The following is an 18934-nucleotide window of genomic DNA, read 5'->3' as shown; positions in this document are numbered from 1 at the left end:
AAGGACCAATGGCGCGGGATGGAGCAGCTCGGTAGCTCGTCAGGCTCATAACCTGAAGGTCGTAGGTTCAAATCCTACTCCCGCAACCAATACTAATTCTTCATCAATATCAAATATTTGAAAATCCTGCGTTCCGCGGGATCTCTCATCGTGTCCAATCGACAGCGACAGCAGGGCTGCAAGAGCACCTTCGAGATGGATCCCCAACCGGCCGGTCACATCATCGTTGCGGCTGCCTTGGGTTTGGCCCCGCCCCACGGCGCGCGGATCAGCGTCCGGGACGGCGAGGTCGGAGTGGACTTGCCAAAGCGAATGACCCGCGACGCGCTGGACCGCCGCATGGCGGCGGTTCTGGCCGGGCGCGCAGCGGAAGACCTGATCCTCGGCAGCATCGGACACGGAGCAGGATACGGGGGCGGGGCCGACCTGGAAGTCGCACGGCAATCGCCCTGACGGTCGAGACGGAATGGGGCCTGGCGGATCACCTGATCTACGCGCCAATTCCACCCCATGAGCGTATGCGTCTTCCAGAAGGCCTGCGCCGCCGCGTCGAACGGTATCTGTCCACCGCTAAACGATGGGAGCTCGATGTTCCGACACACCACGAAAAGGCTCTCATCGACATCGCCGCCGGGAACGTGGGAGTGGCTCCGGGGAAGTTGCGATCATCGATTCCGCGTTGCTATGTGGCAATAAGCCGTAATCCCGCGCAAAAAGTAGGCGAAGTGGAGGTTGAATGTCGGCCCTTCACGCCGCTCATTGTAATTCAATCGATGGGCTGTCTGCCTATCGGTCATGGCCCCGCCTCTCAAAGTCATCATCGTTGAAGCTGATCCCGGACGAGCGGCTCTGATTGAGGAGAGCTTGAAGAACGCGGGGCTCTGCGAGTTGTCGGTCGTGTCCGACATGACGCGTCTGACGGCGGCGATTGCCGCGCACGGGCCTGATATCGTCCTCATAGACCTCGACAACCCGTCGCGCGATGCGCTGGAGGAGTTAACGCTTGCATCTTCACCACTTGACCGGCCTGTGGCTCTCTTCGTCGATCAGAGCGATGCGGGGCTGGCAAAGATGGCGATCGAGGCGGGTGTGTCGGCTTATGTCGTAGATGGGCTGCGGTCGGATCGGATCATCCCGATCCTGGACGCGGCCGTCGCTCGTTTCAACTTGTTCCGAAAGATGCGGGTGGAATTGAACGCGACCAAACGGGCCCTCGAGGAGCGCAAGACAATTGATCGTGCCAAGGGTATATTGATGAAAGCGCGGGGGATCGACGAGGAGGCGGCGTACGCTTTGCTCCGCCGGACCGCGATGGACCAAGGGCGCAAGGTGATCGACGTCGCCGCAGCCCTCGTGTCGACGGCGGGACTGCTGTCGTGACGCTTTTCCCGCTGCCCGTCGGGTTTTTGCCGCTCGTGGATGCCGCCCCGCTCATCGTCGCGGCAGAGATGGGGTTCGATCATGTGGAGAGTATTGCGCTCGATCTGCGCCGCGCAACGTCGTGGTCCGGTTTGCGCGACATGGTCTCGTTCGGACAGGTATTGGCTGCGCAGATGCTCTCGCCGATGCCCGTTGCGGCGGCGCTTGGGCTTGGCGGCGTCAGCGTCGGATTGTCGGCGATCTCTGTGCTGTCTACCAATGGAGAGGTCATAGGTATCAGCAACAGGATCGCCGATCAGCTGCGTGAGAGACCGAACGCCTTGGCATTCGACGATGCCGCCGCTGCGGGTGCTGCGTTGATTTCAGTCGCCGGAGGGCCGCTTCGTGTCGGCGTGCCGTTTCCTTTCTCGATGCATGCAGAGTTGCTCTATTATTGGCTGTCGTCCCTCGGCTTGCCTGCGCCGTCCGCGCTTGAGGTCCGTACAGTGCCGCCGCCACTGATGGCCGCAGCGATGGCATCGGGCGAAATCGACGCTTTCTGTGTCGGCGAACCCTGGGGGTCCATTGCCGTGGAGAAGAACGCGGGCGAATTGCTTTTGGCTGGATGTGCGATCTGGCCCGGTGCGCCAGAGAAGATCCTGGGGGTCCGAACCGATTTGCTCGGGACGATCCCAGAGCAGCTCGGCGCGCTTGTCCGGGCGGTATGGCACGCAGGGCAGTGGTTGGATAATCCGCGAAACTACACCGTTGCCTGCGAAATCCTGTCGAGCCGGACATATCTCGACGTTCCAAGCGAGATAATCGACCGCTCTCTGACCGGTCATTTGCTGACTTCGGCGCGGGGGGGGACCCATATGGTGCACGACTTCATCGGCTTTTCACAAACGCAACCGCAGGAACGACACGCGGCGTGGATGGCAGACAGGCTGGCCGGTCGTCTTGGGCTCGATAGGTCGGCGGCAGTGCCCGCCGGGCGCACGCAGTTTGCAGCGGCATTTCACCGACATGCGGTTCAGGCAATTCCCGGGTATGAACCCGACTTGCCCCGTCCAGATCGTCTCTTCGATGGCCGTGACTTGAACATCGACCTAGGCGAATGATGAAAAACCGGGCAAGTTGTCGCTGCGTTGCGGAAAAATGCAATTCTGCACCTGCAAATTGACAAACCCCTGTTGATCGCAGTCAGGCAGCTGTGGTCAGTTTCCTGAGAGTTGGCAACGCTGCCAGCCGAGAGCATTTCCCAAAGTCCGGGTAATCCGAGCAAAGCCGCTCGACCTTCATGCGCATGAGCGCGTGCGAGGTCAGCGGCCATTTTCGTTTGTCCGGGCCCGTCCCGGACTTCAGCAGGGACATTATGACGTGAAAAACATCGCAATCGGATTCATCGCCTCCACCATCCTCTCCGGGCCGGCAGTCGCGCAACTTCTGGCGCTTGAGAAGGACGAGCTGACGCTCGGCTTCATCAAGCTGACCGATATGGCCCCGCTGGCCGTCGCCTATGAGCAGGGATATTTCCTCGATGAGGGGCTCTTCGTCACACTAGAAGCGCAGGCCAACTGGAAAGTCTTGCTGGATGGCGTCATCGGCGGTCAGTTGGACGGCGCGCATATGCTGGCCGGTCAGCCGCTGGCGGCGACCATTGGATACGGCACCGAGGCGCATATCATCACGCCCTTCTCGATGGACCTGAATGGTAACGGCATCACCGTGTCGAACACCGTTTGGGAGGCCATGAAGCCAAACATCCCCACGATGGAAGACGGCCGCCCGCAGCATCCCATCAGCGCCGAAGCGCTTGCGCCCGTCGTCGAGAGCTACAAGGCATCAGGCAAGCCCTTCAACATGGGCATGGTCTTCCCCGTTTCCACACACAACTACGAGCTGCGTTACTGGCTGGCGTCGGGCGGCCTGAATCCCGGTTTCTATTCGCCGGGCGACAATTCTGGCCAGATCGGTGCCGATGTGTTCCTGTCGGTCACCCCGCCGCCGCAAATGCCCGCGACACTCGAGGCCGGTACAATCGACGGCTACTGCGTGGGTGAACCTTGGAACCAGCAGGCCGTGGCCAAGGGTATCGGTGTGCCGGTCATCACCGACTACGAAATCTGGAAGAACAACCCCGAGAAGGTGTTCGGCATTTCCGCCGAGTTCGCGGAAGCCAACCCCAACACGACCCTGGCATTGACCAAGGCGCTGATCCGCGCGGCGATCTGGCTGGACGAGAACGACAACGCCAACCGAGAGGAAGCCGTCGAGATCCTGTCGCGGCCTGAATACGTGGGTGCCGACGCGGATGTCATTGCGGCCTCCATGACCGGCACCTTCGAATACGAGAAAGGCGATGTGCGCGAAGTCCCCGATTTCAACGTCTTCTTCCGCTATAATGCGACCTACCCGTTTTACTCTGACGCAATCTGGTACCTGACGCAGATGCGCCGATGGGGCCAGATCGCCGAGCCGAAGACGAACGACTGGTTCGACGAGACCGCGCGGGAGGTCTACCGCCCCGATATTTACCTCGAGGCTGCGCGGATGTTGGTGGACGAAGGTTTAGCCGCCGAGGCCGACTTCCCGTGGGACAGCGACGGCTACAAGGCCCCGACGCCCGCCGCCGATATCATCGACGGCATCGCCTACGATGGGCGCGACCCGAACGGCTACATCGACAGTCTGACAATCGGCCTGAAGTCCGGCGAAAGCGCCGACGGCTGACCCGATCCCGGCCCTTCCCGCCGCCGGGCGGGGCCGATTCAAATTCCGTATCTTCCCCGGAGACCGCCATGACAGTCGTCGATCCCGATCACATCGAAGCCCAGCATCGCGAAGCCCGTCGCGCGGTCTGGTTCACCCGCATCAACAAGGCGGACGCTTGGTTTTCGGTTCTTGGCCTAGCCTGGGTGACGCCGCTCTTGAAGGCCGCCGCTGGAGACAATCCGCGCGGGCAGATGCGGGAGCTTTGGCGCCTTCTGGGGGTGCCGGTCCTGTCGATCCTCGTCTTCCTGATGCTTTGGGCCACGCTGGCTCCGCGCGTCGTGACATCTTTGGGAGCGATCCCGGGCCCGGTGGCGGTGTGGGAACAGGCGGGTGAGCTGCACGCGGACGCGATCGACAAGGCCGCAAAGGCTGCCGTTTTTCAGGAACGGTTGGCCGTGCGCAACCAGCGCCTGATCGATGCGGGGCGCGCGGACGAGGTGCGCGCCATCGCCTTCACCGGGGCACCAAGCTACTACGATCAGATATGGACCTCCATCAAAACGGTGTTCTTCGGGTTCCTCGTGGCCTCCGTCGTCGCCATCCCGCTGGGCATTGCGGCTGGCCTCTCGCCCACGGCGAACGCAGCCCTCAACCCGCTGATCCAGATCTTCAAACCCGTCTCGCCGCTGGCCTGGCTGCCCATCGTGACAATGGTGGTTTCGGCCGTTTACGCGACCAACGACGGGCTGTTCTCCAAGTCGTTCCTTGTCTCCGCCATCACGGTGACGCTCTGCTCGCTTTGGCCGACGCTGATCAATACCGCGCTCGGCGTCGCCTCCATCGACCGCGACCTGATCTCGGTCAGCCGGGTGCTCAAGATGGGCCCCTACGCCAAGATCACTAAGCTCGTATTGCCCTCGGCCCTGCCGCTCATCTTCACCGGCCTGCGTCTGAGCCTCGGTGTCGGCTGGATGGTCCTGATCGCGGCCGAGATGCTTGCGCAGAACCCCGGTCTGGGCAAATTCGTCTGGGATGAGTTCCAGAACGGATCGTCACAATCGCTGGCCCGGATCATCGTCGCCGTCCTCACGATCGGCATCATCGGCTTCCTGCTCGACCGTGTCATGTACGCGCTCCAGTCCTTTTTCACCTTTTCGGCGAACCGGTGATCGGGATGGGCATCCTACATCTTAAGAACGTGAACAAAGGTTTTGGCCAGGGCACGCACCATGCCGAGATCCTCAAGAACATCACCCTTGATGTGACCGAAGGCGAATTCGTTGCCATCCTAGGGTTTTCCGGCACCGGGAAATCCACCTTGATGAACCTGATCGCCGGGCTGGAAATGCCGGATACAGGCTCCGTCACCTTCCGGGGCAAGCAGATCACCGCGCCGGGCCCCGAACGTGGCCTCGTCTTTCAGAGCTATAGCTTGATGCCCTGGCTCACGGTGCGCGGTAACGTGATGCTGGCCATCGATGCGGTGCACTCGGGTCTGTCCAAATCCGACAGGGCCGCCAAAGCGGATCATTACATCGCCATGGTCGGTCTGCCACACGCCGCGCATCGTCGCCCGGCTGAGCTGTCGGGCGGAATGCGCCAACGCGTCGCCGTGGCACGTGCACTGGCGATGGAGCCGGAGCTTTTGCTGCTAGATGAGCCACTGAGCGCGCTCGACGCGCTGACCCGCGCGAATTTGGCGGATGAAATCCTGGAAATCTGGGAGGCCGACAAGAAGACCTGCATCCTCATCACCAACGATGTGGACGAGGCGATCCTGCTGGCCGACCGCATTATCGTGCTGAACCCCGACGGCACGCTGGCCGACCCGGTCCCCGTGACCCTTCCGCGCCCCCGCGACAGGTCGGCAATGAACACCGATACGGCGTTCAAGGCCCTGCGTGCGAAGGTCACGCAATACCTGATGGACGTGGGCATCGCCGCCAAGGTCGAGGAAACACGGGTTCTGCCGAAGGTCACGCCCATCCACAGCGTCCCGGCGGCCGTGCAGGAGGCCGGCGCGTCCAGCTTGGACGCGCGTTACCTGACATTTACCGGCCTGCATAAGGTCTACCCCACGCCCAAAGGCCCGCTCACGGTCGTCGAAGACTTCGACCTGAAAGTGAACAAGGGCGAGTTCATTTCCCTGATCGGGCATTCGGGCTGCGGCAAGTCGACGGTCCTGACCATGGCGGCCGGTCTCAACCCGATCTCGAAGGGCGCGATCCGGCTTGACGGCTGGGATGTGGAGGGGGCGGACCCGGAGCGGGCTGTCGTGTTCCAGTCGCCCAACCTCTTCCCTTGGCTGACGGCCAAGGAAAACGTCTCCATCGGCGTCGACAAGGTTTATCCCAAGGCCTCTCGGGCCGAGCGGCAGGACGTGGTCGAATACTACCTGGAGCGGGTGGGCCTCGCCGATGCGATGGACCAGAGTGCCGTCGCCATGTCCAACGGCATGAAGCAGCGCGTTGGCATCGCACGCGCGTTCGCGCTGTCGCCGAAGCTCCTGCTGCTCGACGAGCCTTTCGGGATGCTGGACAGTCTGACGCGGTGGGAGTTGCAGGAAGTCCTGATGGAAGTCTGGTCGCGCACCAAGGTCACCGCGATCTGCGTCACCCACGACGTGGACGAAGCGATCCTGCTGGCCGACCGGGTGGTGATGATGACCAACGGCCCTCAGGCGACCATCGGCAAGATCACCGAGGTGGACCTGCCCCGCCCGCGTACCCGCAAGGCGCTCTTGGCTCACCCCGATTACTATACTTACAGGCAGGAGGTGCTCGATTTCCTCGAGGAGTACGAGCACGGGGCCAAGCCCAAACCGAAACCCCAGACCATCGCGGCGGAGTAAGCCCATGACACGCAACCTCATCGTGATCGGTGCCGGTATGGCCTCGGGCCGAGTGTTGGAACACCTGTTCGAAACGCAACCGGGCGCATGGAACGTAACGCTTTTCAATGCGGAGCCGCGGGGCAACTACAACCGCCTGATGCTTTCGCCCGTCCTGTCCGGCGACAAGACCTACGCCGAGATCGTGACCCACGACGCCGCCTGGTACGAGGAGCGCGGTGTGACCTGTCGCTTCGGCGAGAAAGTCGCCCGGATCGACCGCGGCGCAAAGATTGTCGTGGCCCCTGACGGAACAGAGTTGCCCTACGACAAGGTGGTTATCGCGACCGGCTCCAACCCCTTCATGATCCCGCTGCCGGGTCATGACCTCGATGGTGTGATCCCGTACCGCGACCTGGAAGACACCGAGCGGATGATGGGGCTCGGCAGTGCGCCCGGTGCGCGGGCCGTGGTCATCGGTGGCGGCCTGCTGGGGCTGGAGGCGGCGGCGGGCATGGCCGCACGGGGCATCGACGTGACCGTCGTGCACATCATGGGCCACCTGATGGAGCGGCAATTGGACGAGGCCGCGGGCTACCTGCTGAAGAAGGCGCTGGAGGACAAGGGTATCACCGTCCTGACCGGGACCAACTCCAAGCAGATTTTGGGCGAGGGCGGCAAGGTCCGCGCGTTGGAACTCGACGATGGCACCGAATTGCCGTGCGACCTGCTTTGTATGGCCGTGGGTATCCGTCCGAACGTGGCGCTCGCGAAAGACGCGGGATTGGCGGTCGCCAAGGGCATCCATGTCGACGACCAGATGCTGACCTCCGATGCCGATATCCTGGCGCTCGGCGAATGCGTCGAACATCAGGGCGCGATTTTCGGCCTGGTGGCCCCGCTCTATGATCAAGCCAAAGTCGCGGCGGAGACGCTTGGGGGCACGCAGGCAGCCTTCGTGCCCAAGGAGGTGGCAACCAAGCTTAAGGTCACGGGCTGCGATCTGTTTTCTGCGGGCGATTTCGCGGAAGGCGACGGGCGCGATGACATCGTGTTCCGCGACCCGTCGCGCGGCATCTACAAACGCCTCGTGCTGGAGGGCGAGCGCCTGATCGGCGCGGTGATGTACGGCGATACCGGCGATGGCGCGTGGTTTCACGGTCTGATCAAGGACCGGACCGACGTCACCGAGATGCGCGACACACTCATCTTCGGACCGGCGTTTCAGGGGGGTGCCCAATCGGACCCTTTGGCAGCCGTTGCAGCCTTACCGGCTGACGCAGAGATCTGCGGCTGCAACGGCATTTGTAAATCGGCGATCCAAACGGCCATCAAGGGCGGGGCGGCGACCTTGTCGGACGTGCGCGCGCAGACCAAGGCCAGCGCGTCGTGCGGCACCTGCACCGGATTGGTCGAGCAGGTCATGGCCCTGACGCTGGGCGACGGTTTCGAGGTGCAGACGGTCAAGCCCATGTGCCCCTGTACGCCGCTCACCCACATGGACGTCCGCCGCCTTATCAAGGCGAAGGCCCTGAAATCCATGGCCGCCGTGATGCAGGAATGCGGCTGGACCACTTTGTGCGGCTGCGCGTCGTGCCGCCCGGCGCTCAACTACTACCTGCTGTGTGACTGGCCGGGTGAATATCAGGACGACGACCAGAGTCGTTTTGTGAACGAGCGGATGCACTCCAACATCCAGAAGGACGGCACCTATTCCGTGGTCCCGCGCATGTGGGGCGGTATCACAACGGCGGACGAACTGCGCGCCATCGCCGACGCCGCCGACAAATACAAAGTGCAGACCGTGAAGGTCACTGGGGGTCAGCGGATCGATCTGCTGGGCGTTAAGAAGCAGGATCTGCCCGACATCTGGGCCGACCTGAACGCCGCCGGCATGGTCTCGGGGCAAGCCTATGCCAAAGGTCTTCGGACGGTCAAAACCTGTGTCGGCACCGACCACTGCCGGTTCGGCACGCAGGACAGCACGGGCCTGGGGATCCGCATGGAAAAGGCGCTCTGGGGCTCGTGGACGCCTGCCAAGGTCAAGATGGCAGTGTCCGGCTGCCCGCGTAATTGCGCGGAGAGCACCTGTAAAGATGTGGGCGTGATCTGCGTGGACAGTGGCTATATCCTTCACATCGGTGGCGCTGCGGGCCTGCACATTAAGGGCACCGAGGTGATGTGCACGGTCAAGACCGAGGACGAGGTCCTCGAATACACCGCCGCCGTGGTGCAGCTCTACCGGGAGGAAGCCGCTTATCTGGAGCGGATGTACAAGTGGATGGACAACGTCGGCCTCGACCACATCATCGAGCGTGTCGTGACGGACGCAGACAGCCGCAAGGCCCTGGCCGATCGTTTCTACTACGCCCAGCGGTTCATGCAGCAGGATCCTTGGGCCGAGCGGACGAAGCCTGAGTACCGCGAGCTTTACGCGCCACTGGCCGATCTGACGCTGGAGGCGGCGGAATGAGCGACTGGACCGATATCGGCGCGCTCAGCGCCATTCCCGAACGTGGGGCCCGACTGGTGAAGACGGCGATGGGCTGTGTCGCCGTTTTCCGTACCGTTGACGACGAGATCTTCGCCATCGACGACGCCTGCCCACACAAGGGCGGGCCACTTTCCGAAGGTATCGTGCACGGACGCTCGGTGACGTGTCCGCTGCACAACATGGTGCTGCGGCTCGACACCGGGTTGGCGCAGGGCGCGGACGAGGGCTCCGTGGCGACCTATCCGGTCCGTGTCGAGGCGGGGCGCATCCTGCTCGATACCGAAAGGCTGCGGCGCGGGCGCGTCGCGTGACGGGGATCGCCCCCGGTGAAATCCGCACCACATGCGCCTATTGTGGCGTGGGCTGCGGCGTATTGGCCAAACCGGACGGGCAGTGCGGCATCACCGTGCGCGGCGACCCGGACCACCCGGCGAATTACGGGCGGCTCTGTTCCAAGGGTGTGGCGCTAGGCGAGACGCTGTCGCTCGATGACCGACTGGTTGCCCCGCGCGTGAACGGGGCGGAGGCCGCGTGGGACGATGCGCTCGACCTGGTGGCCAACCGCTTCACCCGCGCCATTGCCGAACACGGGCCGGACGCGGTGGCCTTCTATGTTTCGGGGCAACTGCTGACCGAGGATTACTACGTCGCCAACAAGCTGATGAAAGGCTTCATCGGGTCGGCCAATATCGACACGAACTCGCGGCTCTGCATGGCCTCGACCGTCGCGGGACATAAACGGGCCTTCGGCACCGACACCGTTCCGGGCACCTACGAGGATATCGAACTGGCCGACCTCGTGGTCTTGGTCGGCAGCAACCTGGCATGGTGCCATCCGGTTCTCTACCAACGGCTGGCGCAGGCCAAGGCCAACCGGCCCGAGATGCGCATCGTGGTGATCGACCCGCGCCGCACGGCCACCTGCGATCTGGCCGATCTTCACCTTGCGCTGGAACCCGGCAGCGATGTCGCGCTGTTCAATCGCCTGCTGACCGCGATCCATGAAGGCGGAGCGGTGGATATCGACTATCTGCACCACGTCGATGGCTTCGATGCCGCGCTCGCCAAGGCCGGATGCGAAGATGGCCGCGTGACTGGACTACGCGAGACCGACATCCGCGCCTTCTGCGACTTGTGGGTTCGGACCGAGAAGGTCGTTACCGTGTTCAGCCAGGGTGTGAACCAGTCGACCTCAGGTACCGACAAGGTCAATGCCATCCTCAACTGCCATCTGGCGACCGGTCGGATCGGGCGGCCCGGTATGGGGCCGCTTTCGGTCACGGGACAGCCCAACGCGATGGGCGGGCGCGAGGTGGGCGGGTTGGCCAACGCGCTGGCCTGTCATATGGAATTGACCGATCCGGCCCACCGGAACGCAGTGCAAGCCTTCTGGAACGCGCCGGCGATGCCACAACAAGCGGGCCTCAAGGCGGTCGATCTCTTCGACCGGGTCGCCGATGGGACGATCAAAGCGCTCTGGATCATCTGCACCAACCCAGCCGTGTCCATGCCGGAGGCCGACCGGGTGCGCGATGCCATTGCGGGATGCGAATTCGTCGTCGTCAGCGACGTGACCGACCGGACCGATACCGCCCAACTGGCCCATGTCCTGCTGCCCGCGACCGGCTGGGCGGAAAAGGACGGAACGGTTACCAACTCGGACCGCACCATCAGCCGCCAGCGCGCGCTGCTGCCCGCGCCCGGACAGGCCCGGCACGACTGGGATATTCTGGCCGATGTCGGAAGACGCATGGGATGGGGTGCGGCCTTCGACTACGCACATCCGTCCGAGATTTTCGAGGAACATGCCGCCCTGTCCGCCGTCGCCGCCGACTTTGCGCTCGATTTCGATATCTCGGGCCTGCGCGGTTTGGACCGGAGCGGTTATGACGCCCTTGCGCCGATCCGCTGGCCGATCACGGCATCGGGCACGGTAGAACGTTTCTTCGCAGACGGACACTTCTACACCGCCGACGGGCGGGCCCGGATGCTGCCGGTGACAGCGCGGCCTCCGGCGGCGCGTACCAACCCGCGCTACCCGTTCCGCCTCAACACCGGGCGTATCCGCGATCAGTGGCATACGATGACGCGGACGGCCAAGGCCCCGCGCCTGAATCAGCATCTGGGCGAGCCGTTCCTCGAAGTGCACCCCGACGATGCCGCCGCCCTGGGCATCGCACCGGCAACTTTGGTGGCGGTGACAAGCCCCTCGGGGCGTTGCGTCCTTCGCGCGTCGATAACCGACAGGGTGGTCCGGGGTCAGGTCTTTGCGCCGATGCACTGGACCGCGCAAACGGCACCGACCGGGCGGGTGGACGCCCTCGTCGCGTCCGCGGTCGACCCGCTGTCGGGTCAACCCGAGAGCAAGGCAGCGGTCGTCGCCCTTGCGTCGTTCGAAGCTGGCTGGTTCGGCTTTGCCGTCAGCGCGAACGCTCTGAATGCGGATAGCGCCTATTGGGCGCGCAGTAAGGTGACCGGCGGCTGGCGCGCGGAAATGGCGGGAACGCAGATCCCCGATGACTGGGAGGCCGAGGCGCGCCGCCTCTTCGATCTGCCGGAGACCGCTTGCCAGTCGATCAGCGACGCAAGCAGTGGCACCGCACGGCTCGCGTTCAGCGAAGGGGGTCTCTTGGTCGCAGCGCTCTTCGTATCGCGCGTGCCCGTCGCCCTGTCGCGCGACCATCTGGCGGCGCAGCTCGGTCAGCCGCTGGATGTGCCTCTTGCCGGGCGGCCCGGCGCGGCGCGGCCCGATCCCGGGCCGATGCTTTGCGCCTGCATGGGCGTCGGGCGGAACACCATCCTGGCAGCAATCGCATCTGGGGAGGCGGCGACGGTGGCGGAAGTAGGGGCGTGTACGACGGCTGGGACAAACTGCGGCTCCTGCCGCCCAGAAATCGCGGATATCCTCGACAACTACAAAGTGCTGGCGGCGGCCGAATGAACGGCTTGGCCCCCTTTGTCGCCATCCTGGGCCGCGGTCAGGGCAGGGCGCGGTCCCTGACGCGGGACGAGGCTTTCGCGGCGATGACGGAAATCCTGGACGGTCGGGCGGCACCCGAGGCAATTGGCGCGCTTCTCATGCTGCTGCGCATGAAGGGCGAAACCGCACCCGAAATCGCGGGCTTTGCCGCGGCTGCGCGGGCGCACCTGTCGCCGTGGACGGGGCCTCGTCCCGCGCTTGACTGGCCGAGCTACGCCGCCGGGCGCACGCGGGGGCAGCCGTGGTTCCTGCTTTCGGCCAAACTGGTCGCGCAGGCCGGGTTTCCCGTGCTGCTGCACGGCTGGAATTCGCACCAGACGTCGGGGTCCTCCGTCCGGGACACGCTGGACATACCGGGGGTTGCGCGCTGCACATGGCAGGACGCGCCAAGTTATTTGGCCGCCGGGGGCATCGCCTATGTCGCGCTGGAAGATGTGTCACCGGACCTGATGCGCTTGCTGCGGCTTCGCGATGTGTTGGGGTTGCGATCGTGCATCAACACGGTCCTTCGCATGCTTAACCCTGCGGGCGCCCAGGCGACGGTTCAAGGTGTTTTCCACCCGTCTTACCGCGAGTTGCAACGCGACGCGGCACGTATGCTGGGGCAGCGTGACCTGTGTGTGCTCAAAGGCGGCGGCGGGGAGTTCGAGCATCATCCCAGCAAGGATATTTCGCTGCATGGGCTGCGCGACGGTGCGCTTTGGGAGGGGGCGACCGGAATGGCACACCCCGGACGTCAGCGTCTATCGGAAGCGACGGGCCGTCTTGCCGACGTCTGGGCGGGTACTGCGCAGGACGATTTTGCCATCGCCATCGTCGTTAGCACGGCGGCCCTGGCGCTGGACACGCTCGGCGTCCCGAACGCCGCCTCCGCCGCGCGGGATCTCTGGACCCGCCGACATTACTCGCAAGCCGCCTGAGGTTATCATGCACAGCTTTCCCATGTTCATCCGAACCACCGACCGACGCGTCGTCATTGCGGGCGGCGGCGAGCAGGCGGCGCAGAAAGCGCGCCTGATCCTCAAGACCGATGCGCGCTTGACCCTGGTAGCCGAGGACCTCGACGCGGAACTGGCCGATCTGGTTCGCTCGGGACGTGCGTGTCAGGAAAGCGGTCCCATCACGGCACGAAGCTTTGCCGACGCCGCGATGACCTTCATCGCGACGGGCTGCCCCGGGGTCGACGCCTGCCTGCATGCGCTGGCCAAGGCAGGGGGGGCGGCGGTCAATGTGGTCGACCAACCGGCGCTCTGCGACATGACCACACCCTCGATCGTGGACCGCGATCCCGTTGTCGTCGCCATCGGCACGGAAGGCACGGCCCCGGTGTTGGCCCGCCAGATCAAGACGCAGATGGAGCGATTGCTCGACCCCCGGCTGGGCAGTTTTGCCGCGCTTGCCGGACGGTTGCGCGGGGCGGTGGCGGCGCAGGTGCCCCGCGCCGACCGTCGCGCCTTCTGGCGCTGGGCCTTTGGCGAAACGCCTTGGCAACTCCACAAGACGGGGTCAGAGCGGGCGGCCGCCGATCTTCTCAAACAAACGATCGCCGGGCGGGAGATGCCTGCCCAGACCGGGCACATCGCGCTTGTCGGTGCGGGACCGGGCGCGCGCGATCTGCTGACATTGCGCGCGGTTGAGCGTCTTCAGGAAGCGGATGTCATCTTCTACGACAGGCTGGTCGATCCTGACGTGCTCGAACTGGCCCGCCGGGATGCGGAGCGGGTTTTCGTTGGGAAGGTGGTGGGGGCCCACGCCTGGCCGCAGGACCGGATCTGCGCGCTGATCGTGGCGGAAGCCTCCAAGGGGCGACGCGTCGTACGCCTGAAGTCGGGTGATCCCTGCATTTTCGGGCGCGCGACCGAGGAACTCGACGCCGCCCGCGCGGCTGGGATCGACGTCGAAATCGTCCCCGGAGTAACGGCGGCAAGCGCCGGGGCGGCCTTTATGGGCCGGTCCCTGACACAAAGGGGGCAAACCGGCGCGCTGGTGCTGGCAACGGGAACTCACTGCGACGCATCCGACTCGCCGGACTGGGCGCGTTATGCGCTTCCGGGTACAACTTTGGTTTTCTACATGGGCGTCGGTACAGCCGCGGAAATCGGGGAAGCGATCCGCGCCTCGGGCCTGCCCGACCGTACGGAAGTGACGATCGCGGCGAACATCAGTCGAAAGGAACAAATTGTCGTTGAGACATCGCTGGCGCACTTCGCGGTTGAATTGGAACGGCGGAACATCTCGGGAAACGCATTGATCATGCTGACGATTCCCGCCGACGTCAGCATCGTAACCAAGCCGCACATGATAAGGTCGGCATAAGGCGCGAGCCGCTCCAACACAGTGCTGTTTGAACAAATGCCTTCTGGGGTCGGAATGTTATCGGTTGGCGCGGAGGCATGGTTCAATGCGGGCAGAGCTTATACTCATGCGCGTGCCTTGTGTTTCGAATGGCGTGCGGGCCGAAAGCAATTGACTGGAACCTGACGATCGTCGGTTCCTGCTACGCCGCCGCTGGTGTGATTTGAACCCAAAATAGTCAATGCTACTCGGCGCACGAATGTCCGCTATTCGGATTCCAAGGCCACTCGTCTGACCAGCACCAATACCAGTATCGCTGCAAGGAACAGAAACACCGCACCGACACTCCATGCGATAGGTGTAGAGTATATTTCGGCGACAGTTCCGGCCAAAATCAGACCCAATGCGGCCCCCAACTGCTGTATAAGCGATCTCAGAGATAGCATTGTCGAACGCTGACGGTCTTCTACGCAGCTATGCAGGATGCTACTGGCCGGCGTCTCAGAGACACCAAGGATCACGGAATACAGGACGAATACCGTCACAAAGCCGATGATACTGCCTTGCAACGCCAGTGCGATCTGAACGCCTGCCAAGCAAGCAAAGGTCGCCGCCAGCGTCATGGCGTGACGCCGATTGAATATCCGGCTGATGTAGGGTGACAGAGATCCGCCGAACGCGATGGAGAAGAAATAGGTCGCGGTCACGACACCGATGACAGTGTTTGCGTACCCGTCGTCCAACATGGGTTTTGCATGGGTCGGCCAGATCACCTCGACAGGGTTGGTTGCCATCAAAAACAACGCCAAAGCTGCCAAAAGTAGCGACAGTGTGGGGTGTTTCAGGGCCAAAAGGCTCGCGTCCTTGATCACTGTTGGGACACTGGCGAAGCCATGGACCAAAGCCGTCGCGTCCATCGGACGTGGGGGTTCGACGATGGCGAACACCGTGAAGACGAACACGGCCAGCATCACAGCGAAACTTGCCACGTAGGACACGTCGTAGACGCTGAACCCAAGGCTTATCGCGACTTCGCCCAAGACGTCGGGTAGAACGCCTCCCAAGACGGCTCCAGTGGCCAACCCGATGGCATTGGCCCATTGCGCCTTGGCCAGTGCAGGCTGGACATCCACATCGGGCGCGGCGGCCCTGAACGTTTCGACGAACCACGCGTCAAGCGTGCCCGACCGGAGCGCGCGTCCAAATCCGATGAACGCGAAGGAGAGCGCGAGGACATTGAAATCACGGGTCGAGAGAAAGAGGACGAGCGAAATCAAGCTGGCGACGACCGCCGCCAAAAAGACCGGCTTGCGGCCAATGCTGTCGGCGAGGCCACCAAACGGCAACTCCATCGCCATCGTGGTGAGCGAGTAGACCCCGAAGAGAAGCGAGATTTGAAAGAGATCCATGCCACGGTCAGTCAACGCCAGAGCAACCACGGCCACCGTCAGTCCCATCGCAAAACGGTCAAGGAATTGCTGTATCTGAAATACGCGAATGTGCCGTCGCGCTGCGCCGTTCAGTGCAGCGTATGAGAACTCGATTTCCGTGGCCATCTTTGCAGCATCGTCATTGCTGTCGATATGCACAATAAATTAAGTGCGCTTAAATCTCTGCCGCGCACCGAGGCGGTCGTTCGTGCAAGCGGAGCGAAAATTTAGTTTCCGCATAGCTGCCGTCCATCTTGCGGGATGCCGTCGGCGAAGTGAAAGTCCTCATTGGACCGGGTTTCCCTCCGGTCGATAGGTCTTCCTCCGCCCCAACGATACATGTGGATGCAAAAAACACGATTTACAGCCGAACATATGAAAATTCTTGACCTTGGGCACAGCTCATCCGGTCGGGTAAATGCCGTTGCCACCACATTGTTGAACGGGTCCGGCAGATGTCTCGGGTCATGCGACAGGTACATGTTTTGACCAACACTCGGTGGACGCTCAAAAAGCAACGAAGACCGCTCACCAGATGCTCGACGCCGGCGTAGATCGCTTGGATCTCGAGAACGTCAAAGGCTATGAGATCTTCCTTCGTATGTCTGACAACGGATTTTCTGGAGTCGAGGAGTAGCTTGAAGCCTTCGGTATTGCTGACATTTTACCAGCCTGGCCTGCGAGAGCCAGGCGCAGCGTCTTGGAGCAAGGTTTGGGAATTTTGGGAGAGCGACTTGTCCGTGTTTGGCTGTGCCGCCTTTTCTAGGCTCAGGACCCATTGATTTGGTTGGGACTTCCGAGGTTGCCTGATTCAATCTCCCGGACTTCGGGGGCACGGCATGAGCGACTTGTACTGGCTGAGCGAAGCTTAGATGGAGCGGTTTCGACCGTATTTTCCCAAGAGCCTTGGGGTGCCACGCGTTGATAACCGGCGCGTCCTAAGCGGGATTATTTTATTTAACCGCAATGGTTTGCGCTGGCGCGATGCACCACGGGCGTACGGTCCGCCTAAGACGCTGTACAACCGCTGGAAGCGGTGGAGCGATATGGGGTGTTTGCGCGGATCATGACTGGGCTCGCCCCCCGGGCATCCGACAAGAAGACGATCTCCATCCCCTCTGGGGACATCACTGCGTGATGCCCTGCCGCGCGATGGACAAACGCCGCTACAGGAAACGCAACGGGATCGAGATCATGTTCGGGCGTCCGAAAGACTGGAGGCGCGTGGCGACGCGCTACGACAGTTCTCCAGCCGTGTTCCTCTCGACCATCGCACTCTCCGCAACCGTGCTCTTCTGGTTATGAGGCCTGAAGCTAGAGGCCACGGCACAATGAGAAGGTGCTTGGTGGGATCGAACTGGTGAAGGCGCGCAGGGATAGGCCGTCTGGCCATTGACCCAAGAAACTGTAGGCCGACTGAAATATATCGGCCTGTCCCTTGCCATGACAGCGGGATGTCACAGGTTCGTCTCCATGGCAAATACAATCCCCCTCTCGACGATCGCACTGCCTTTCGCGCTCTCGTTGTCGCCGCCCACCGTCGTTCACGCGCGGGATACATTGCGGCCGGCGGAGATGCCCGCCGCCGCCCCTGCGTCGACCGATGCGCTTCAAGCGAGGCTTTACGAGCGCGTCGAGGCGAAGCCGGAGGATCTCCCGAAGCGGGGCTTCCCGATCGGCACCCCGGTGCAGATCGAAACACAGCTCTGGTTTCCGCGGACCCATCAGAATTGACCGTCGGCGGCTGCACCTGATGCGGCCGCCACTCCACGCTAAGACACGAAGAGGCGACCCATGAAACTTACCCTCACGGTCAATGGACAGGCGCGATCGCTCGATCTCGATCCACGCGTCACATTGCTGGACGCGCTGCGCCATCATCTCGGCCTCACCGGGACCAAGAAGGGCTGCGATCACGGACAATGCGGAGCCTGCACGGTGCTGGTGGACGGACGGCGCATCAACAGCTGTCTTGCCTTGGCGGTCAGTCATGATGGCGACCAGATCACCACCATCGAGGGTCTGGGCACACCGGACGCGCCATCGGATCTGCAGACGGCTTTCGTGGCCCATGACGGCTACCAATGCGGGTATTGCACGCCCGGTCAGATCATGAGTGCCGAGGCCATGCTGTCCGAAATTGCCGAAGGATGGCCGTCCTACGTCTCCCAATCACTGGAGGCCAACCCCGCGCTGACGGACGAGGAAATCGCCGAGCGCATGTCAGGCAATCTTTGCCGCTGTTCGGCCTATCCCCGCATCCGCGAAGCCATCGCGGCAGTGCGCGACGCCCGCGCCGGACATGCGGAGGCCGCCGAATGAAACCCTTCGACTATACCCGCGCTGCGAATGTGTCCGATGCGGCTGCCCATGCCGCCAAGGGCGCGACTATCCTGGCCGGTGGCACGAACCTGCTGGACCTGATGAAACTGGAAATCATGGCACCGGACGCTCTGGTGGACGTGTCGCGCCTCGACATGACACAGGTGCAGCCGACCGACGACGGCGGATTGCGGATCGGCGCGCTTGTGACCAACAGCGACCTGGCAAATCATGCTGACGTCCGGGCCCGCTATGGGGCGTTGGCCCGTGCGCTGCTCTCGGGGGCCACGGTGCAGCTGCGCAACAAGGCCACCACGGGCGGAAACCTGTTGCAACGCACGCGGTGCCCTTATTTCTATGACACGGCCGTCGCCTGCAACAAGCGCGCGCCCGGAACGGGATGTGCCGCGATGACGGGGCGCAACCGCATCCTCGCCATCTTGGGCGGATCGGATCACTGCATCGCCACACATCCGTCGGACATGGCCGTCGCGATGATGGCGCTCGGG

At 63.0% G+C, this 18934-nt stretch carries 15 protein-coding genes, 1 tRNA gene and 1 pseudogene; 16 read left to right on the top strand and 1 reads right to left on the bottom strand.

Annotation, left to right across the window (positions count from 1 at the left end):
• The first annotated feature begins 12 nt into the window (after nucleotides 1-12).
• The 12 genes from JDO7802_RS17470 (at nucleotide 13) to cysG (ending at nucleotide 14694) form a co-directional block, all read left to right on the top strand.
• A tRNA-Met gene (locus tag JDO7802_RS17470) sits at nucleotides 13-89 on the top strand.
• A 106-nt stretch (nucleotides 90-195) separates the two neighbouring features.
• Nucleotides 196-453, top strand: coding sequence for a hypothetical protein (locus tag JDO7802_RS17465; protein ID WP_055081751.1), 258 nt, complete (start codon nucleotides 196-198; stop codon nucleotides 451-453).
• A 342-nt stretch (nucleotides 454-795) separates the two neighbouring features.
• The gene (locus tag JDO7802_RS17460) at nucleotides 796-1380 is read left to right on the top strand and encodes an ANTAR domain-containing response regulator (protein WP_055087176.1); all 585 of its coding nucleotides are present in this window, start codon (nucleotides 796-798) and stop codon (nucleotides 1378-1380) included.
• Nucleotides 1377-2480: a CmpA/NrtA family ABC transporter substrate-binding protein gene (locus tag JDO7802_RS17455; protein ID WP_055087175.1), complete on the top strand. Its 1104-nt coding sequence runs from the start codon at nucleotides 1377-1379 to the stop codon at nucleotides 2478-2480. The genes JDO7802_RS17460 and JDO7802_RS17455 overlap by 4 nt, the downstream gene beginning before the upstream one ends.
• A 259-nt stretch (nucleotides 2481-2739) precedes the next feature.
• Nucleotides 2740-4092, top strand: coding sequence for a CmpA/NrtA family ABC transporter substrate-binding protein (locus JDO7802_RS17450; protein WP_055087174.1), 1353 nt, complete (start codon nucleotides 2740-2742; stop codon nucleotides 4090-4092).
• Nucleotides 4093-4160: 68 nt separating this feature from the next.
• Entirely contained in the window at nucleotides 4161-5243 is a 1083-nt protein-coding gene (locus tag JDO7802_RS17445) for an ABC transporter permease (RefSeq protein ID WP_055087173.1), read from the top strand.
• A gap of 5 nt (nucleotides 5244-5248) precedes the next feature.
• Nucleotides 5249-6925 (top strand): ABC transporter ATP-binding protein, encoded by a 1677-nt coding sequence (locus JDO7802_RS17440; RefSeq protein WP_187298178.1) that lies wholly within the window; start codon nucleotides 5249-5251, stop codon nucleotides 6923-6925.
• Between the two features lie 4 nt (nucleotides 6926-6929).
• Nucleotides 6930-9377 (top strand): nitrite reductase large subunit NirB, encoded by a 2448-nt coding sequence (gene nirB, locus JDO7802_RS17435; protein WP_055087171.1) that lies wholly within the window; start codon nucleotides 6930-6932, stop codon nucleotides 9375-9377.
• Complete coding sequence (gene nirD / locus JDO7802_RS17430) at nucleotides 9374-9709, top strand: nitrite reductase small subunit NirD (RefSeq protein WP_055087170.1); 336 nt, start codon at nucleotides 9374-9376, stop codon at nucleotides 9707-9709. The genes nirB and nirD overlap by 4 nt, the downstream gene beginning before the upstream one ends.
• The gene (locus JDO7802_RS17425) at nucleotides 9706-12339 is read left to right on the top strand and encodes a nitrate reductase (protein WP_055087169.1); all 2634 of its coding nucleotides are present in this window, start codon (nucleotides 9706-9708) and stop codon (nucleotides 12337-12339) included. The genes nirD and JDO7802_RS17425 overlap by 4 nt, the downstream gene beginning before the upstream one ends.
• Nucleotides 12336-13298 carry a glycosyl transferase family protein gene (locus JDO7802_RS17420; protein WP_055087168.1) on the top strand — a complete coding sequence of 321 codons (963 nt, stop codon included), beginning with the start codon at nucleotides 12336-12338 and terminating at the stop codon, nucleotides 13296-13298. The genes JDO7802_RS17425 and JDO7802_RS17420 overlap by 4 nt, the downstream gene beginning before the upstream one ends.
• Before the next feature lie 22 nt (nucleotides 13299-13320).
• Nucleotides 13321-14694, top strand: a complete 1374-nt coding sequence (gene cysG, locus JDO7802_RS17415) for a siroheme synthase CysG (RefSeq protein WP_306455371.1) — start codon at nucleotides 13321-13323, stop codon at nucleotides 14692-14694.
• 245 nt (nucleotides 14695-14939) lie between these two features.
• Here the strand turns inward: cysG and JDO7802_RS17410 are convergent, their stop codons facing one another.
• Nucleotides 14940-16229 (bottom strand): MFS transporter, encoded by a 1290-nt coding sequence (locus JDO7802_RS17410; RefSeq protein WP_055087166.1) that lies wholly within the window; start codon nucleotides 16227-16229, stop codon nucleotides 14940-14942.
• Nucleotides 16230-16975: 746 nt separating this feature from the next.
• Here JDO7802_RS17410 and JDO7802_RS18940 point away from each other — a divergent pair.
• From JDO7802_RS18940 to JDO7802_RS17390, 4 genes and pseudogenes are all read left to right on the top strand, one after another.
• A pseudogene (locus tag JDO7802_RS18940) lies at nucleotides 16976-17408 on the top strand (transposase).
• A gap of 168 nt (nucleotides 17409-17576) precedes the next feature.
• Complete coding sequence (locus JDO7802_RS17400; RefSeq protein ID WP_055087165.1) at nucleotides 17577-17837, top strand: hypothetical protein; 261 nt, start codon at nucleotides 17577-17579, stop codon at nucleotides 17835-17837.
• Between the two features lie 60 nt (nucleotides 17838-17897).
• Nucleotides 17898-18425, top strand: a complete 528-nt coding sequence (locus tag JDO7802_RS17395) for a 2Fe-2S iron-sulfur cluster-binding protein (RefSeq protein ID WP_083481221.1) — start codon at nucleotides 17898-17900, stop codon at nucleotides 18423-18425.
• A partial coding sequence (locus JDO7802_RS17390) for an FAD binding domain-containing protein (protein WP_187298177.1) occupies nucleotides 18422-18934 on the top strand: 513 nt, incomplete at its 3' end. The genes JDO7802_RS17395 and JDO7802_RS17390, both read left to right, overlap by 4 nt.

The sequence above is a fragment of the Jannaschia donghaensis genome (assembly GCF_001403795.1).
Taxonomy (GTDB): Bacteria; Pseudomonadota; Alphaproteobacteria; order Rhodobacterales; family Rhodobacteraceae; genus Jannaschia; species Jannaschia donghaensis.
Note: the sequence above shows the minus strand (reverse complement) of the source record. Positions and strands in the feature narration are given on the sequence as shown.

What these genes read in the sequence shown, in the direction of transcription:
- JDO7802_RS17465 (WP_055081751.1), top strand. Translation starts at nt 196, where the DNA reads ATGGATCCCCAACCGGCCGGTCACATCATCGTTGCGGCTGCCTTGGGT.
- JDO7802_RS17460 (WP_055087176.1), top strand. Translation starts at nt 796, where the DNA reads ATGGCCCCGCCTCTCAAAGTCATCATCGTTGAAGCTGATCCCGGACGA.
- JDO7802_RS17445 (WP_055087173.1), top strand. Translation starts at nt 4,161, where the DNA reads ATGACAGTCGTCGATCCCGATCACATCGAAGCCCAGCATCGCGAAGCC.
- JDO7802_RS17440 (WP_187298178.1), top strand. Translation starts at nt 5,249, where the DNA reads ATGGGCATCCTACATCTTAAGAACGTGAACAAAGGTTTTGGCCAGGGC.
- nirB (WP_055087171.1), top strand. Translation starts at nt 6,930, where the DNA reads ATGACACGCAACCTCATCGTGATCGGTGCCGGTATGGCCTCGGGCCGA.
- nirD (WP_055087170.1), top strand. Translation starts at nt 9,374, where the DNA reads ATGAGCGACTGGACCGATATCGGCGCGCTCAGCGCCATTCCCGAACGT.
- JDO7802_RS17420 (WP_055087168.1), top strand. Translation starts at nt 12,336, where the DNA reads ATGAACGGCTTGGCCCCCTTTGTCGCCATCCTGGGCCGCGGTCAGGGC.
- cysG (WP_306455371.1), top strand. Translation starts at nt 13,321, where the DNA reads ATGTTCATCCGAACCACCGACCGACGCGTCGTCATTGCGGGCGGCGGC.
- JDO7802_RS17410 (WP_055087166.1), bottom strand. Translation starts at nt 16,229, where the DNA reads ATGGCCACGGAAATCGAGTTCTCATACGCTGCACTGAACGGCGCAGCG.
- JDO7802_RS17400 (WP_055087165.1), top strand. Translation starts at nt 17,577, where the DNA reads ATGGCAAATACAATCCCCCTCTCGACGATCGCACTGCCTTTCGCGCTC.
- JDO7802_RS17395 (WP_083481221.1), top strand. Translation starts at nt 17,898, where the DNA reads ATGAAACTTACCCTCACGGTCAATGGACAGGCGCGATCGCTCGATCTC.